Annotated in this window: 16 protein-coding genes and 1 pseudogene; 4 read left to right on the plus strand and 13 right to left on the minus strand. The window is 32.0% G+C overall.

Annotated features, from left to right (window positions below; genetic code table 11):
• Positions 1-582 precede the first annotated feature (582 nt).
• Positions 583-2361 (minus strand): arginine--tRNA ligase, encoded by a 1779-nt coding sequence (gene argS / locus B0A66_RS09675; RefSeq protein ID WP_089049654.1) that lies wholly within the window; start codon positions 2359-2361, stop codon positions 583-585.
• A gap of 323 nt (positions 2362-2684) precedes the next feature.
• On the opposite strand from argS, the gene B0A66_RS09680 reads away from it, so the two are divergent.
• Complete coding sequence (locus B0A66_RS09680) at positions 2685-5096, plus strand: TonB-dependent receptor domain-containing protein (RefSeq protein WP_089049655.1); 2412 nt, start codon at positions 2685-2687, stop codon at positions 5094-5096.
• 112 nt (positions 5097-5208) lie between these two features.
• Here the strand turns inward: B0A66_RS09680 and B0A66_RS09685 are convergent, their stop codons facing one another.
• The 5 genes from B0A66_RS09685 to B0A66_RS09705 all read right to left on the minus strand — a co-directional run bounded on the left by B0A66_RS09685 (position 5209) and on the right by B0A66_RS09705 (position 9705).
• Entirely contained in the window at positions 5209-5880 is a 672-nt protein-coding gene (locus B0A66_RS09685) for a copper homeostasis protein CutC (RefSeq protein WP_089049656.1), read from the minus strand.
• A gap of 264 nt (positions 5881-6144) precedes the next feature.
• Positions 6145-7152 carry a 3-oxoacyl-ACP synthase III family protein gene (locus B0A66_RS09690; RefSeq protein WP_065450948.1) on the minus strand — a complete coding sequence of 336 codons (1008 nt, stop codon included), beginning with the start codon at positions 7150-7152 and terminating at the stop codon, positions 6145-6147.
• Between the two features lie 285 nt (positions 7153-7437).
• Entirely contained in the window at positions 7438-8388 is a 951-nt protein-coding gene (locus tag B0A66_RS09695) for an ABC transporter ATP-binding protein (RefSeq protein WP_089049657.1), read from the minus strand.
• A gap of 106 nt (positions 8389-8494) precedes the next feature.
• The gene (locus B0A66_RS09700) at positions 8495-9190 is read right to left on the minus strand and encodes an OmpA family protein (protein WP_089049658.1); all 696 of its coding nucleotides are present in this window, start codon (positions 9188-9190) and stop codon (positions 8495-8497) included.
• A 17-nt stretch (positions 9191-9207) separates the two neighbouring features.
• Complete coding sequence (locus tag B0A66_RS09705; RefSeq protein ID WP_089049659.1) at positions 9208-9705, minus strand: lipocalin family protein; 498 nt, start codon at positions 9703-9705, stop codon at positions 9208-9210.
• A 205-nt stretch (positions 9706-9910) separates the two neighbouring features.
• Here B0A66_RS09705 and htpG point away from each other — a divergent pair, with 205 nt between their 5' ends.
• Positions 9911-11794: a molecular chaperone HtpG gene (gene htpG, locus B0A66_RS09710; RefSeq protein ID WP_089049660.1), complete on the plus strand. Its 1884-nt coding sequence runs from the start codon at positions 9911-9913 to the stop codon at positions 11792-11794.
• 194 nt (positions 11795-11988) lie between these two features.
• On the plus strand, positions 11989-12705 hold the full coding sequence (locus B0A66_RS09715; RefSeq protein ID WP_089049661.1) for a DUF4369 domain-containing protein: 717 nt from the start codon (positions 11989-11991) through the stop codon (positions 12703-12705).
• 101 nt (positions 12706-12806) lie between these two features.
• Here B0A66_RS09715 and B0A66_RS09720 read toward each other — a convergent pair whose 3' ends face one another.
• From B0A66_RS09720 to B0A66_RS09750, 7 genes are all read right to left on the minus strand, one after another.
• Positions 12807-13196, minus strand: a complete 390-nt coding sequence (locus tag B0A66_RS09720) for a hypothetical protein (protein ID WP_089049662.1) — start codon at positions 13194-13196, stop codon at positions 12807-12809.
• Between the two features lie 18 nt (positions 13197-13214).
• Entirely contained in the window at positions 13215-14852 is a 1638-nt protein-coding gene (locus B0A66_RS23285) for a ferredoxin (RefSeq protein WP_283407336.1), read from the minus strand.
• 349 nt (positions 14853-15201) lie between these two features.
• Positions 15202-15657, minus strand: a complete 456-nt coding sequence (locus B0A66_RS09730; RefSeq protein ID WP_089049663.1) for a hypothetical protein — start codon at positions 15655-15657, stop codon at positions 15202-15204.
• A gap of 258 nt (positions 15658-15915) precedes the next feature.
• Positions 15916-16149 carry a helix-turn-helix domain-containing protein gene (locus B0A66_RS09735; protein ID WP_089049664.1) on the minus strand — a complete coding sequence of 78 codons (234 nt, stop codon included), beginning with the start codon at positions 16147-16149 and terminating at the stop codon, positions 15916-15918.
• The gene (locus B0A66_RS09740; protein ID WP_089049665.1) at positions 16149-16472 is read right to left on the minus strand and encodes a helix-turn-helix domain-containing protein; all 324 of its coding nucleotides are present in this window, start codon (positions 16470-16472) and stop codon (positions 16149-16151) included. The genes B0A66_RS09735 and B0A66_RS09740 overlap by 1 nt, the downstream gene beginning before the upstream one ends.
• A gap of 125 nt (positions 16473-16597) precedes the next feature.
• Complete coding sequence (locus B0A66_RS09745) at positions 16598-16882, minus strand: hypothetical protein (RefSeq protein ID WP_089049666.1); 285 nt, start codon at positions 16880-16882, stop codon at positions 16598-16600.
• A 15-nt stretch (positions 16883-16897) separates the two neighbouring features.
• Complete coding sequence (locus B0A66_RS09750; RefSeq protein ID WP_089049667.1) at positions 16898-17122, minus strand: helix-turn-helix domain-containing protein; 225 nt, start codon at positions 17120-17122, stop codon at positions 16898-16900.
• Between the two features lie 179 nt (positions 17123-17301).
• On the opposite strand from B0A66_RS09750, the pseudogene B0A66_RS09755 reads away from it, so the two are divergent.
• Positions 17302-17664: pseudogene (locus B0A66_RS09755) on the plus strand (hypothetical protein); the annotation flags it as partial.

The following is a 17664-nucleotide window of genomic DNA, read 5'->3' on the forward strand; positions in this document are numbered from 1 at the left end:
AAATGATATTCCAAAAAGAATCAAAACTATTGTATACAAGAACATAGAAATCCTACCTTCTACTAAAGTAGAAAAGCAAAATTTTTACGAAATTTTAATCTGAAAATAATTTGAAAAAATAAACGCCAGTAACTCTTTTCCAATTTTTTTTCCAAAGAAGAAATATACTGATCACCTAACTAAATCATAGGCAACCGGAAATACTCTTTAAAAAATTAAAGATTTAAAATAGTTATAAAATCCCCAAAAGGAATATCATAAAGATCAGTAAAGCAGGAAAATGTTTTGGAATTGTTTAAATGATACTTACTTCTGTTTTTGATGTAAACACCGTTTTCTGAAGAAAGTTTTTTCTTATCTAACTTAAACAACGAGCGAAAAGTACCTCAATTATTTTTATTAACCAAATATTAGCAAAAAGTATGTCTTATGTTGTTATTTGACCCCAAAAACAAAATTTATTGTAGCAAAAACTACAAAAATCGTTAAAGAGTTATGAATCAAAATAAACTAAAAAAAGCCGATAGCTTTTTACAACTATCGACTTTTCTGTTATTATAAATTTAATTTTCTAACGACTTTTTACATTCTTTCAGGAACTTCAATTCCTAACAAAGTAAATGCAGCTCTTATCACTTCAGCTACTTTTTGAGAAAGCTGTACTCTGAATATCTTCTTAGTCAGATCTACTTCTCCTAATATGTGTACAGATTGATAAAATGAATTGTATTCTTTTACCAAATCATAGGTATAATTAGCAATCAAAGCAGGGCTATGATTTTGAGCAGCATTCTGAATTACCTCAGGAAAAAGTTCTATTTGCTTAACCAGCTCTTTTTCTTTTTCATGCAGTTCTGTTGTATTCGTTTTAGCGGCAAAATCAAAATCGGCTTTTCTAATGATCGATTGAATTCTCGCGTAAGTATATTGTATAAACGGACCTGTGTTTCCTGCAAAATCAACTGATTCTTCCGGATTAAATAAAATACGTTTTTTAGGATCTACTTTTAAGATGTAATATTTCAAAGCTCCAAGTCCAATTGTTTGGTACAACTTTGCTTTTTCTTCGGCAGAATAACTATCCAGTTTTCCTAAATCTTCAGAAATTTGTTTTGCTGTATCGGTCATATCCTGCATCAAATCATCAGCATCTACAACAGTTCCTTCACGGCTTTTCATTTTTCCTGAAGGCAAATCAACCATTCCGTATGATAAATGATAAAGACTTGAAGCCCAATCAAAACCTAATTTTTTAAGAATCAAAAACAGTACTTTGAAGTGATAATCCTGCTCGTTACCAACAGTGTAAACCATTCCTCCAACATCTGGCATATCTTTTACACGCTGAATAGCTGTTCCGATGTCTTGTGTCATATAAACCGCTGTTCCGTCTGAACGTAAAACAATTTTACGGTCTAAACCTTCATCGGTTAAATCAATCCAAACAGAACCGTCAGGATCTTTTTCGAAAACACCTTTATCTAAACCAACCTGAACAACATCTTTTCCTAATAAATAAGTGTTGCTTTCGTAGTAATATTTGTCAAAGTTAACACCCAGATTACTGTACGTTGTAGCAAAACCGTCGTATACCCATTGGTTCATTTTTTTCCAAAGTGCTATAACCTGCTCATCGCCAGCTTCCCATTTTTTCAACATTTCCTGTGCTTCAATAATGATTGGAGCTTGTTTCTTTGCTTCTTCTTCGGTTTTTCCGGTTTCTATTAGTTGATTAATTTCAGCTTTATAAGCTTTATCAAATTCTACGTAATATTTACCAACTAGTTTATCTCCTTTTAAATTTGAACTTTCCGGTGTTTCACCATGTCCAAATTTTTCCCAAGCCAGCATTGACTTGCAGATATGAATACCACGATCGTTGATGATTTGTGTTTTATAAACTTTTTTACCGGAAGCTTTAATAATTTCAGCCACTGAATATCCTAACAAGTTGTTACGAACGTGACCTAAGTGCAAAGGTTTATTGGTATTTGGCGAAGAGTATTCAACCATAATGGCTTTGTCCTCCGGATTTGGCGTTACGTAGCCAAATTTAGTATTGTCTTTTATTTCATTAAAGAAATTTAAATAATAACTGTCTGCAATTACGATGTTTAAAAATCCTGAGACCACGTTAAAGCGTGCTACTTCAGATACGTTTTCAACAAGATAGTTTCCTATTTTATTTCCTAATTCGACAGGATTGCTCTTGATAACTTTCAATAAAGGAAAGATTACCATTGTAATATCGCCTTCAAACTCTTTTCTGGTAGTTTGAAATTCGATTTTATCAACAGTAACATCAAATAATGCCTGTATTGCATTTTGTATAGAAGGAGTAAGAATTTGTGATAATGACATGTAAACTTATTTTAAAGTGAGCAAATATACTGCTTATTCACCAATTACAGAAAATGAAAAACATATAAAATACGAAGATTCAATTAGAATTTATTAAAAAGTGATTTGTTTTAATTGTTAAAATTATCAAAAAATTAAAACACTAATTCCTTATAAAACAGAACACAAATCAAAAACAAAGCATTTTTTTGAAAATTGGCTGTAACATATTCATGATATAAGAGTCTTAATAAGAACTTTGAAGTCAAAAAAAAAAAAGAAAAACAAACAAAACAAAAAATCAATCCTCATCAATCAATCAAAATAATCAACATCATCAAATTATGAAACTAAAAATCTATCTGTTCCTGTTATTGGGTGTAATCGGAACAGCACAAGCACAAAATTCAGGAACGGTTTCCGGAAAAATTACTGAAAAGTCTAGCAAAGCACCTATTTCTTATGCTTCTGTAACACTTAAAGAAAACGGAAAGATTGTTTCAGGCGTAAATACCGATGACAATGGTGATTTTACTTTTAAAAATGTAGCTCTAAAAAGTTACACCATCGAAATTCAATATATTGGATTTAGAAAATATATAGGTTCTGTTATTTTAAGCGATGCTAAAAAAACGGCAACGTTTAATATACCTCTTGAAGAAGAAGCAACACAACTTCAAGGTGTTAATATCGTTAATGAACGCTCAACAATTGAACAAAAAATTGATCGTAAGGTTGTAAATGTTGGAAAAGATTTAACAACAGCGGGAGCTTCTGCTTCTGACATTATGAACAACATTCCGTCTGTAAACGTAGACCAGGATGGTAAACTTTCACTTCGTGGAAATGATAATGTACGTGTATTGATTGACGGAAGACCTTCGAATATTGATCCTGCGCAATTGTTAAAACAAATTCCGTCGACTTCTATTAAGAAAATTGAGTTGATTACGAATCCAAGTGCTAAGTACAATCCGGAAGGAATGTCTGGAATCATAAACATTGTGTTGCATAAAAATGCGAATACTGGTTTTAACGGAAGCTACAGCGGTGGTATTACTATAGGTGAAACTGCTAAACACAATCAATCTCTTGATTTGAACTACAAGACAGGAAAATTAAATTTCTTTGGTAACGGTGGTCAAAATTTTGGAACATACTTTAATGATGGTCGTATCAGCAGATTAGATCAGGATATTCAGCAAAATCTGGACATTAAAAATGAAAACGATTCGTTTTTATACAAACTGGGTATGGATTATTTAATCAATGACAAGAACACTTTGTCATTTTACACCAATCAAAATAAATCTAACGGAAAAGGTTCTGTAAACACTAGCATTGATTATAACAATGGATCTGGTCTTAGAAATATTTATCAGCAAGGTACTTACACAGGACCTGAAACAAACGGAACATACAATTTAGCTTTCAAACACATTTTTAAAGAAGGTCATACTTTAGATATTGAAGGTAATTACAGTGATAACAAAGAGAAGCAAAATGCTCTTTTTGATACTAAAACAACGTTGACAAACAATGATTCTAATAGTGCTGTTTACAGTGATTTTATAAAAAGTGATCGTAAACTAAGTACTGTGAATGTTGATTACGTTAATCCATTAAACGAAAAAACTACGCTTGAAGCTGGTGCAGAAGCTAGAATTACAACAACTGGAAATGATTATATCACTAATAATCCTTCTGTTCCTGTTGCAAGTCAAAATTCTAATTATACTTACGATACTGATATTTATTCTGCTTACGTAACTTTTGGTCAGAAATACACAAAATTTAGCTACCAATTAGGTGCACGTTTTGAGAGTTATAAAGTTGTCGCTAACTTAAACAAAGGTGAAACGAGATTTGACGATGATTACATCACTTTGTATCCATCTGCTTATTTTACCTATAATCTGAATGAAAAAAATACTTTTCAATTTAGCTACAGCCGTCGTGTAGACCGCCCAAGTTTAGAGCAGACAAAACCTATTCGTGAGTTTTCTACTCCATTGGTAACGTCATTTGGAAATCCTGAATTAAGACCTCAGTTTACGAATTCTGTAGAAGTAAATTACACTAAAACATTAGCTAAAGGAAGCTTTACTGCCGGTGTGTTTTTCAGAAGCATCAACGATCAAATCAGCAGAATTTTATATCCTGATGAATCAGATCCAAGCAACGAAAAACAAATCATGACTTTTACTAATTATGACAGTAACACTTCTTACGGATTTGAAGCTTCTTTAAATTATAAAATTACAAAATGGTGGGATATTCAGCCTTCTATTGATTTCTCTAGCATCAACCAACAAGGTGTTGTGTTTTTATTTGATCCTGCAACACAAACAAGTAATCCAATTGACAGAAAAATTACGATTGGTGCTTTCAACGCTCGTATGAACTCGAACTTTAAAGCTAATAAACGTTTAAGCTTTTTATTATTTGGTTTTTACAGAGGTGCGACTGACGGATTGCAAAATAATAACCATGAAATGTACAAAATGGACATTGGTTCACGTTATACACTGTTAGACAACAAGATGAACATTAGTTTACGTTTTAATGATGTCTTTAATACAATGAAATATGCATTCGATACAATGTATCCTTACACGCAAGCCGGACAGTTTACTTGGGAAAGTCAAACGGTTTACATAGGATTGACTTATAACTTTGGTGGTGCTAAAATTAAAAAATTACAGCGTAAACAAAGAGAGGACAACACTAACAAAGGTGAAGGCGGAATGTTTTAAGTTGTAAAACAATATTGAATATAATAAGTTTTAAATACTTTTTTACCGAAAAAGGCTTGGAGAATGCCAACTCCAAGCCTTTTTCATTTTTATTCTATACCCACAATTGTTTCTATAAAAAACGAAGCAATGACTTAATTTCTTCTGCACTAGCAGATTCTGACTGATCGACAATTGCTGAAGAATGATAAAATGTATTTTCTAATTTTTCTTTTAGCAACAATACATTAGTAGATCTTAATCCTCCACCCGGCATAATAACGATTCTTCCTTTTGCTAATTGTTGGATCTTCTCTAAAACAACAAGTCCTTCTTCTACATTTGCACCTTGCCCTGAAGTTAAAATGGTTTGAAAACCACACTCAATAACATCTTCCAGAGCTTGTTCTACATTTTCTACAACATCAAAAGCACGATGAAATGTACACAAGTGCTGACCGGCTAAAGCTACAAGTTCTTTATTACGTTTTATATCTACACTACCTCCGGGATTTAGAATTCCGAATACAAAACCGTCGATACCCAGTTTTTTAAATTGTTTAATATCTTGTTTCATTTCGATAAATTCTTCGTCAGAATTTACAAAATCGCCACCTCGAGGTCGGATTATAGCGTGTACTTTTATGTTTAATTTTTCACGAACCTGAACGGCTAAAACATAATTTGGTGTTGTTCCGCCAAGTTGCATGTTTTCGCATAATTCGATTCTGTGTGCACCATTTTCCTGTGCTGTAATTGCTGATTCGTAATTGAAGCACGCTATTTCGAGTTGATTGTTTTCCATTCTATTTTATTGTAAAGCTTTTTTGATTTGCTTTACGGGCAAAAATATTAATTAAAACGGAAAGCTTCTCTATTCAAAATTAAAAAAACAGGTTCTATCTTTTAGTTCAGGTATGTTCGCATAAGGGATAGTAGTGGAAATCCTTTTTGTTTTTTCTTTAAAAACAAAAAGATTGAAACGGATAGCCCGACCCGCAGGGATATGCCCATAAAAAAACCTGCTCCAAAATGAAACAGGTTATTATATAAATAAGATGTAATTATATTACCATTTTATGATTGCACTAGCCCAGGTAAATCCGCTACCAAAAGCAGCTAAGACAACAGTGTCTCCGGATTTAATTTTTCCTTGTTCCCAAGCTTCGGTTAAAGCGATTGGAATAGAGGCTGCTGTTGTGTTTCCGTATTTTTGAATATTGTTATGAACCTGATCGTCTGTTAATTTGAATTTATTTTGAATGAATTGTGAAATTCTCAAATTCGCCTGATGCGGAATTAACATATCGATATCTGAAACTTGCAATCCGTTTGCTTCAAGACCTTCATTGATTACCTCTGCAAAACGTACTACTGCATTTTTAAACACAAATTGACCGTTCATATAAGGATAATAACTTTCGTCGTTAGGATCATTATCAGCTAAGATATCAGTCACCCAACGTGCTCCCATTCCTGGCGCCTGCAAAGCAAGTTCTTCTGCATGTTGTCCTTCTGAATGTAAATGCGTTGACAAAATTCCTTTTGTCAAATCTTCTTCACGGCTTAAAACTGCCGCTCCTGCTCCATCTCCAAAAATTACAGAAACTCCACGTCCGCGTGTTGTCATGTCTAATCCTGTAGAATGTACCTCTGATCCAATTACCAATATGTTTTTATACATACCGGTTTTAATATATTGATCTGCAACTGAAATCGCATATACAAATCCTGAACACTGGTTTCTAACGTCTAATGCTCCAACAGTACGTAATCCTAAATCACGTTGTACTAAAACTCCAGGTCCTGGAAAATAGTAATCTGGACTTAATGTTGCGAAAACAACAAAATCAATATCTTCTTTGGCTACGCCAGAACGTTCTATTGCAATTTTAGCTGCTTTTACTCCCATTGAAGTTGTGGTGTCTTCTCCACGAATAATATGTCTGCGTTCCTGAATACCTGTTCGCTCCTGAATCCACTCGTCATTGGTATCAATAATTTTAGACAAATCGTCGTTGGTCACAACATTTGAAGGAACGTAATATCCTAAGCCCGCTATTTTTGAATGATACATATTCTTTTATTATTTATTAAAAAATTGGATTGCAAATCTACACATAGTTTAAAACATAAGTGTACAAATTACTATTTTTTTCGTTATTAGCAATTTAATATAACTTAATAATATCTTGTATTGAAATGATTTATCTAGCAAAAAATCAGTTATAGCATAAAAATCATAGAAAAATTTAAAAATGCTGCTTGATCAAAACTATTTATTGGCTGGAGAACTAAAACTACTTGCAAGCATTGCGCAAACAATATTGATGCAAGTGAATAATTACTATTCTCGTTTTTGTTATAAATAGTTTAGTCCCAGAAATACTTCCTGATCAACTGGCAAATCGATTTCGCTTTCGAAGAAAACCAACTGCCTTTTGTAAACGGATTCGATTAAGTAATGATTTCCTCTAAAGTAGGTTCTTCTGATTTTTACTTTCAAATCTGATTCCTGTACCATTTTGAACTGATGCGGATATACTAAGGTTTTATGCGTTTCGTCTTCGTAAGGAAGCAAAAGGTTTGTCGCAATTTCATTTACTTCTCCAAATAGTGATGCTACATAACGTGTCTCAGGATTTTCGTAGATTTTAATCGGCTCATCTTTTACTATTATTTCACCACTTCGCATTACAATTGCCTGATCTGCAAATGATAATGCATCTGTACTATCATGTGTAGCGATAATACAGGTAATTTCTTTTTGTTTTAAATAACGGAATAAATTACGTCGTAAAGCATTTTTACGAAAAGCATCTATTTGACTAAAGGGTTCGTCCAGCAAAATAACTTCCGGCTCAAGTGCCAAAACGCGTATTAAGGCAACTCTTTGCTGTTGACCTCCACTTAAAAACTTAGCTTTAACATTCGAAAACTGTTCCATTTCGACCATTTCCAAAAGTTCCTGAACTCGAAGTTTTTTCATATTGGCAAAACCATTAGAAAGAAACTTCCCAACATTTTCAGCCACTGTTTCGAAAGGAGATAAGTCAAAATCCTGTGCCAGATATTTCATATATGGCATTCCGGGAATCAAATTATATTTAGGACCCAAAACCGGTTTTCCCTGATATGAAATATGACCTTCATTTAGATCATACAAACCATACATTAGTTTCAGCAACGTGCTTTTTCCACAACCGCTTTCTCCAATAATGGCAATATTCTGACCTTTCTCTACAGAAAAAGTCAAATTTTTAATAACTGGTGTATCTGTATACGAAAAGGAAATGTTGTTAATATCAAGCATGTGTTATAATTGAGAGTTCAAATTTACGATCTTTAATTTCGAAAGTCAAAAAAAAAGCTGCTTCAATTAAGAAACAGCTTTTAAGATATTTTATTGCGTTTTGAAACTATTTAGCAGCTTCTGTTTTTGCATCATTTACCATTTTGTCATTTGCAGTAATAGAGAATTCTACACGACGGTTTTGAGCTCTTCCTTCTGGAGTATCATTTGTAGCAATTGGATCTACTATTCCTAAACCTGAAGTTTTGAAACGGCTGGATTTTAATCCTTTTGAAACTAAGTAAGATTGCACAGAAGCAGCTCTTTGTCCTGAAAGTGTTAAGTTGTACTCTGGTTTTCCAGTGTTATCTGTATATCCAAAAATTTGAATATCTGTATCTCCGTACTCATTAAACACAGGAACTAATTTATCTAAATTTGTTTTTGCCTGAGGTGTTAATGTTGATTTGTTAGTATCAAAACGAACAGCATTTTCATTTAAAGTTAAGTGAATTCCTTCTCCAACTCTTTCTACAGAAGCTCCTGGTAAAGCCTGATCGATTTGACGAGCTTGCTTATCCATTTTGTTTCCAATAAGTGCTCCGGTTCCACCACCTACAGCAGCTCCAATTGCAGCTCCTAAAGCAGCGTTACCACCTTTTCCTAAGTTGTTTCCAAGTACAGCTCCAAGAAGACCACCTGCAACAACTCCGATTCCAGCACCTTTTTGAGTGTTATTTGCGTTTTTTACTGATTCACAGCTTGTAAAAAAGCTTGTTACTACTAGTAAAGTGCTTAAAGTTAAAACGGTTATTTTTTTCATGTTATATTTTTTTAATATTAGTTAGCTCTTTGAAATTGGTAGGTTACATCTTTAGTCTGACCACCAACTGAAATGTTATCAATTAATTGAAAAGAATTTTCAGTTAGATTAGCCACTTTAAGTAAATAACCTTCTCTAACTCTTTTCGCTTTTGTTCCAGCTTCAACAACTTTAAGAACAAAAAGACCTTGATTGTTGATACTCCAAACGATTGGTGAAGAAAATGCAGTACAGCTTGAAGAATTTAAAGCCATTTCACCTTTATTGTTGTTTGAAATAAACTTCCATGAACTATTAATAAAACATTTTGAATCTGCAAGATCAAAAGAATTCACTTTGATATAATCTGAACCTGGATATGTTACATTGGTAATAACCCAATTTCCTTTGATAGCGACTTGACTTGGACGATCAAGTTTTGTAGAAAGCGGTTCCTGCGTTGTAGCAGTTGTCGAAGCTGATTTACACGCAAAAAACATCACGGAAACCATGCAAATGAAAATTATTTTCTTCATTGTATACTTTTTTTTTAAGTTAGATCTTACTTTATTTAATAGTAATTTGTATACAAAGATACAATTCAAAGAAATATGTTTTATTCTAAAATCCGATTATTTTCTTTCAAAATTAACACTTACGACATTTTGTCATTATAAAAACAATTGGTATTCTATTTGAAGAAATGAGAATCATCACTTTAAACTAAAAAATTAATAAAATATGACAACAGGTAAAATTAATGTTTCGGTTGAAAACATCTTTCCCTTAATCAAAAAATTCTTATACAGCGATCACGAAATTTTCTTGCGTGAGCTTGTTTCTAATGGAACAGATGCTACTTTAAAGCTAAAACACCTTATTAGTATAGGAGAAGCTAAAGTTGAATATGGAAATCCGGTTATCGAAATTAAAGTTGATAAAGAAGGAAAAAAAATTCACATTATCGACCAAGGTTTAGGTATGACGGCTGATGAAGTAGAAAAATACATCAATCAGGTTGCTTTTTCAGGTGCTGAAGAATTCCTTGACAAATACAAAGATTCTGCAAAGGATTCTGGAATCATTGGTCATTTTGGTCTTGGTTTCTATTCTGCTTTTATGGTTGCTGAAAAAGTAGAAATCATTACTAAATCATATAAAGATGAACCAGCTGCACACTGGACATGTGACGGAAGCCCTGAATTTACTTTAGAGCCAGCTGACAAAACTTCACGTGGTACTGAAATCATCTTGCACGTTGCTGAAGATTCACTTGAATTTTTAGATGATTCTAAAATTGGAGGTTTATTAAACAAATACAATAAATTCATGCCTATTCCGATTAAATTCGGAACTAAAACAGAAACACTTCCTAAACCGGAAGATGCTCCTGAAGATTACGTGAATGAAACTTTTGAAGTAGACAATATCATCAATAATCCAAATCCGGCTTGGACAAAACAGCCAACTGAATTATCTGATGAAGACTATAAAAATTTCTACAGAGAATTGTATCCAATGCAATTTGAAGAGCCTTTGTTCAACATTCACCTAAATGTAGATTATCCTTTTAACTTAACCGGAATTTTATATTTCCCTAAGTTAGGAACGGACATGCAAATTCAAAAAGATAAAATTCAATTGTACCAAAACCAAGTTTACGTTACGGATAACGTAGAAGGAATTGTACCTGAATTTTTAACAATGTTAAAAGGTGTTATCGATTCACCGGACATTCCATTAAACGTATCTCGTTCTGGTCTTCAGGCTGATGGTGCCGTTAAGAAAATCTCTAACTACATTACTCGTAAAGTAGCAGATAAATTAAAAGCATTGTTCAATGAAAATCGTGCAGATTTTGAGCAAAAATGGAATGACATTAAAATTGTTTTGGAGTATGGAATGTTATCCGAAGATAAATTCTACGAAAAAGCAGGTGCATTCGTTTTATACCCAACAGTTGACGACACTTACTTTACTCTTGAAGAATTAAAAGAAAAACTAAAAGACAACCAAACAGATAAAGACGGAAAACTGGTTGTTCTTTACGCAGGAAACAAAGAAGCACAACACTCGTATATCGAAACTGCAAAAGCTAAAGGTTACGAAGTATTGCTTTTAGATTCGCCAATTATTTCACATTTAATTCAAAAAATTGAAGGTGACAACAGCGGATTAACTTTTGTTCGTGTAGACTCTGATCATATCGACAACATAATCAAGAAGGAAGAAAACACAATTTCTAAATTATCTGATGAAGAAAAAGAAACACTAAAAACTTCACTTGAAAGCTATATTCCAAAAGCATATAGTGTACAACTGGAAGCTATGGATAGCCAAGCTGCTCCATTTATTATTACGCAGCCAGAATTTATGCGTAGAATGAAAGAAATGAGCCAGTCTGGTGGTGGTGGAATGTTTGGAATGGGGAATATGCCGGAAATGTACAATTTGATTGTAAATACAAATTCTGATTTGGCAACAAGCATTTTGAACACAGAAGATAAAACACATCAGGAACATTTAGTAAAACAAGCTTTGGACTTAGCTAAATTATCGCAAAACCTTTTAAAAGGAGAAGCTTTAACTGCTTTTGTAAAAAGAAGTTTTGAAATGATTAAGTAATATTTTTACAAAAAAAATATCTTGAAAATCCTGTAAGCTCAGCTTACAGGATTTTTTTATTGACCTCATTTTCTTTTACTTAAAATTGTTTTTCACAGCTCTTTAAAACCCTGATTTATTTTTAATAAAATTCAAACCCTTACCCCTTCACATTCAAACTATTTTCTTTATTTTGCAGCAAAATCTAAAAACCAATGAAAAAATCAATTATTGCTTTTGTTACTCTTGCTGTATTAGCTTCTTGTAGCAAAAAAGAATCTACCGACAGTGTACACCTGACTGGAAATATAAAAGGATTAAAAAACGGAACATTGTATATTCAACGTGTTGTTGATACTGCACTTGTAGCGATTGACTCTATCAAAATCGACGGAAATTCTACTTTTGAAACGGACATCAAATTAGAATCTCCTGAAATGCTTTACTTGTTTCTAGACCGTGGAGTTACAAATTCACTAGATAACAATATATTGTTTTTTGCAGAACCTGGAAATGTAAATATCGACACCAATTTAGACAACTTTATTTATGGTGCAAAAATTACAGGATCTAAGAACCAGGAATTGTACGAAGAGTACAAAAAAATAAACAGCCGTTTTAACGAAGAGAACCTTAACATGGTAGAATCAAAGTTTAATGCTGTAAAAAGACAAGACCAAAAAGCTGTTGACAGTATTCAGGCAAAACAAGACTCTAATACGAAGAGAAAATATTTGTTTGCTACGAACTTTGCCATTAACCACAAAGATCATGAAATAGCACCTTATATTGCTTTAGCTGAGATCTACGATATCAACGTAAAATTCCTGGATACTATTCACAAATCAATGACACCAAAAATAGCACAATCTCTTTACGGAAAAAAGCTAACTAAATACATTGAGGAAATTAAAAAAGAAGAAAATAAGTAAGCATTTTACAACTTCTACTCAACATAAAAAAAGGATCCTGAAAAACTCAGGGTCCTTTTTTGTATACTAATAGAATGCTTAATCTACAAATCTTTTCATTTTTACTCTATTTGAAAACCTGGCACAACTTTAATATATTCTACCGCTACACCATTCTTTCGCACCAAAAAAATCACATATTTACCAAATAAACCTGCAATTTCATAATCATGCAACTTCTTTTTGCTATCAAAGAATTGAGAAGAGCGCACAAATTTCTTTAAACATCTTAATTTTGTATTTTTAAGATTATCAAAACGCTGCTCCTCCTTGAAAAAAAACGCCCCTTGATCTCCGTCATGACTATCAGCCAAATAATATGTTTCTGGAATCTCAGTAAAAGTTTTAATATACTTTTGATCATACTTAAAAAACAGCGTATCTTTTTTTGTTTCCTGAGCACTTAACGAAATAAAAAACAGCGCAAATAACGCAAATATAATTGCTCTCATATCAAACTTGATTTTATATTAATTAGAACAAGGCACTGTTTTACCTAATTGATTTGCTCTTACAGACATTCTTTGTATTTCATCTTTCTCTACTTGAGATAAATCTACCCAAGCCTTAACATCATTATCTTTTAAGCCATTCCATGCCAAAGCTCTGTAAAACGAATCTGTTGGTTCTTCTCCAAAATTCCTTACATATGCATTATAATCATTAGTTAATACATTTTTATGAAACTCCTTTAAAGCAGTAGTCATACTATTTAAATATAAGTTTGCCATATTATTGTGGTCATTTCCATATTTATCATACACCTCTTTAAAATCAGATGCTCTATTCCCTATGTCATTAGATTTTGTTAACAACTTCCTGTAAATATCCGCATGAATATATTCATGCAAAATTGTTCTTGTAGCCTCAAGAGCAGAATGTTCATTTGTTCTTGATGTACTTATTTGAATAGTTATCACTTTAGTATTAATTACATGAATTGTTTGCCCATTAATCTCCCTAGCAACGCCATTTTTAACACTAGTTATTTTATCTCTAGAAACAATTACAATGTCAAACTCAGATTTACCTTGAAAATTAGCTAATAATTTTTGCACAAAAGAATTTCCTTGTTTATTTAACAAAGTATTTAAACAATTTTCTTTTCCCTTTAGCTGATCAATAATTTGATAAGGACTCGGTGCACTGATCGAACCACCATTATAATAAACTACACCTACACCACTCCAGCCAATATTTACAACAGGATTTGTATAATTGTTATTTACTACCACTGGATTTAGATTGATACCTCCTCCTCCGCAACCTTGATCACTCAACTTATCCTCCTGATGTGTCAAAATAACGCAGTCTGATGTTGGATATGCCACTGACAACAAAACAAAACCACACATCATTTGGTCATCATCTAAAAAAGATTGATCACTTTGATCTACAGAACCAGATTTCAAAATTGCCGCATCAGAAGAACAAGCTCCTACTCTACAAGAGTAAGGCAAATGTATACCTTGTTCCTCAGCTTGATCTAATATATATTTATCATCAGGACATGCTATCGTATATTCTCCAGAAGGAGTCAATAAAGTCACTTTATAACTAGCCATCATTTTTGAAGTAATACTATTATTTGTCTTGCCTAACTTCTTTTTTACATAGCTAGCTTTTAAATCCTTACTTAATTTATTCTGAAAATAAATATATTTATTTAAAATATGTTCTGCATCTTCACCTTTAATAAAATCTAAAATTGCATTTTTACGTAAAGTATAACTGATTTTTTGAGATTCTTCATTATCAAATTTATCAAAAAGCTTCTTACGGCTTAATTCCATCATTTTATAAACAAGTAGCTCACTGTTTTTGTCCGATAATTTATAATCTAGTTTTTTAGCAGTACCTAAACTAATTAAATTTTGCTCTTTTTGACTAATTAAAACTTCCTGATCTTCAATTATATTATTTTCGACATTATCCAGTACTTTATTAAAAATTGCAATAGCATTACTTAATGCATGTAGGGTATTATGATCTGGAGCAGCTGCCTCTGAATTTTGAACAGCATTCTTTTCGCTGTCACAGCTAGTTAGCACTAATAAAATTACTACTGAGACAATTACGTGTTTCAACGACGATTTAATTTTTTTCATTTAGTTACGATAAATAATTACTCTTTTGACATTCAAACAATAATCAACTAAAGCATTTTACTGCTCTAGCTTATTATTTATTCTAATATAAAAGCAGAGATTAATAAAGCACGAAAATCAACCTTATTAAACATTATACTACATTTTTATGCTGCAAATATACATATGTAAACTAATCTTAAAATTAAAAAAACATTAGAATATGTAAAAATAAACCTATAATAGGTAGTGATCAATCACTTACATCTTTTTATTTTATATAAAAAAACAAATAAACTTTTTATAACTTATATTAAACACAAAAAAGGATCCTGAAAAACTCAGGATCCTTTTTTTTGCCGTTACATATTTATCGAGAAGAAATTATGATTAAGAATGCTAATATCAAGAAACCATATAATATCATTATTGAAAGCATTAAGATCCCAATATACTTAAAATGTGATTTTAGATATTGAAAAGAAGTTAAGAGTGCCCCTGAATCAGAATCTTCTAAAGCTTTTTTAGTATTCTTAGAAAATTTATACAATGCCAACACTGGAAAATAAAAAAGCGCAGCAATAACAAAGTAGCAAAAACAGGTAAAGATTCCATAAAGCTCACCTGCAATCGTTCTTATTATTCGATCATCAGACATAGCAAATAGGGTTACACCTAAAATAAAGGAGATGGCAAGCGTTATACCAATACCTATAAATCCGACAATAGCCAAAAAATTAGCCCATTTTGCAGCATCCGCTAAAAACTGTTTTGCAGATTGATCGAGCTGCAACTCAAAATTGTTTACTTCTAAAGTTTCTTTCATTATTTGTAATTGGTTTTAGTTCTGGTAATACAAGGCTTTACTTCTTTACCTCTGCTAGTGCGAAGATATCTTTATTTTTTATATTACGCGGATGAGACTGATTCGCTTTGCGAAAACGCAGATTTATACGGATTCTTTTTTTTGTTATTCATATTTCGTATAACTCTACTAAATACCTAACAGGTCTTGGAGACCTGTTAGGATAACGCATCTCAATTACATTTCCTAACAGGTTTTTAAAACCTGTTAGGTATAGAACTACAACTCAAAATCGAGAAATTCTTTTGGATGAATATTCAAACCTTTTGCCAATTGTAACATTGAAGATAATTGTATGTTTATTTCTCCCTTTTCAATTTTACTAATATTACTATGATCAATATCGCATCTTTGAGCTAACTGTCTATAGCTTAAATTTTGGTCTAATCTAAATTTTTCAATTTGTTTTCCAAACTTAATTTGAAAATCGACTTTTTCAGCATTATCAATCATTACTTCTTTGTATTACTAATAAAGTCATCATTGATTTTTGTTCCATATTTTTCTTCTATCAGTTTAAAAAAATCTGAAATTGCAATTTTTCTATAAAAACAAATTATTGCCAAAGTCGACATCGGAATTCTGTATCCATCATTCTCTCTGATTTTTGTTAAAACATGTGGATGTATTCCATATTCTTTACTTTGAGAAAGATTAGATTTTTTCTCATCAATCCATTCAGCATTAATGTAATTACATATTAATTTATCCAACAAGAAGACTCTTGTTGATTCCTCATCAACAGATTTTACTTTACTACCGTCCTTCTTTACCATTTGAACAAATAAAAAAAATATTTACATTCTTGATTGACAAGATGATCGCGCCAGCGTAAAGGAAAAGAACAAGATTTCGAATTTCTGTCGTTATTTCTCTGCCAGTATTAAACAGAGTAACTTTTCTATTTATTCTTCTCTAAATTATTTATTGAATCTAGTTCTTTATAATATTTATCGAAATCAAAATCAATATTAAAAAATTCACTAGGATGAACTCTAAGTCCTTTTGCAAGTTCTATCAAACTTGAAAGCTGGCAATCAATTCGATTGTTAGCAATATTACTAATCTTTCCGCTATGAATCTCACACTGGGATGCGATTTTACTATATGCTACGTCTCCCTTTAATGATTTTACCTTCTGTGCGATCAGCTCTTTAATTTCCTTGGTTTTATTTTCGTTCTTCATTACGATCTTTTAATACTAATCAAAGAAGTCCTTTATATCAACTTTTAAAGCGCGAGCAATCATTGTAAGTGTTTTGACTGTTGGGTTTGTTTCTCCTCTTTCAATCCTGCTAACCTGATTTTCTGACATACCAATTTCAATAGCTAATTTTGATTGAGAATAATTAGTTCTTTTCTCTCTAATTTGCCTTATAGTAGATCCTAATTTAACCTGTATACTATTTAATTCTTTTTCTTCCACATGCTAAATTTCAAGCATAAAAAAATATAAATCCTACACATATATGTGTAGGATTTATATTTTTTTATTACATTTGTTATTGAATTTACATACTTGCGAATCTTCCTGATTAAGATATTTGAAACACTAGCGTAGAACATCATGGAATTTTACAAGTCAATATATAATATCGTTACCGCATGAAAAAAAATAGAATATCCTTTGAAACTAATTTTTGGGCACATCAGGAATTAGAAAATCCGTTTGAAGTTATTGATGCCTTTTTTGGATCAGATAGTCTTTCGTATTACAAACAAACATTGAGTGAAATAGTTTTTTATAGAAGTAAAGACGAAGTATACAAAAAAGATTGTCCCGGAGATGTGTTTTTCAACTATACCGCGATTCGTTCTTTTCTCAGAGCTTGTTCGAGTTTGCAATTCAAAAGTGAAAAATGGAAGACAAATAAAGCATCGACTACACAAAGCTCAATTCTCGCGCAAGCTTCCTTAACAGGTGAAGAATATGAAAATCCGTTTATTGTGGGATCAATGCATATTGTT

It is taken from the genome of Flavobacterium hercynium, assembly GCF_002217285.1.
In the GTDB taxonomy this organism is placed as follows: domain Bacteria; phylum Bacteroidota; class Bacteroidia; order Flavobacteriales; family Flavobacteriaceae; genus Flavobacterium; species Flavobacterium hercynium.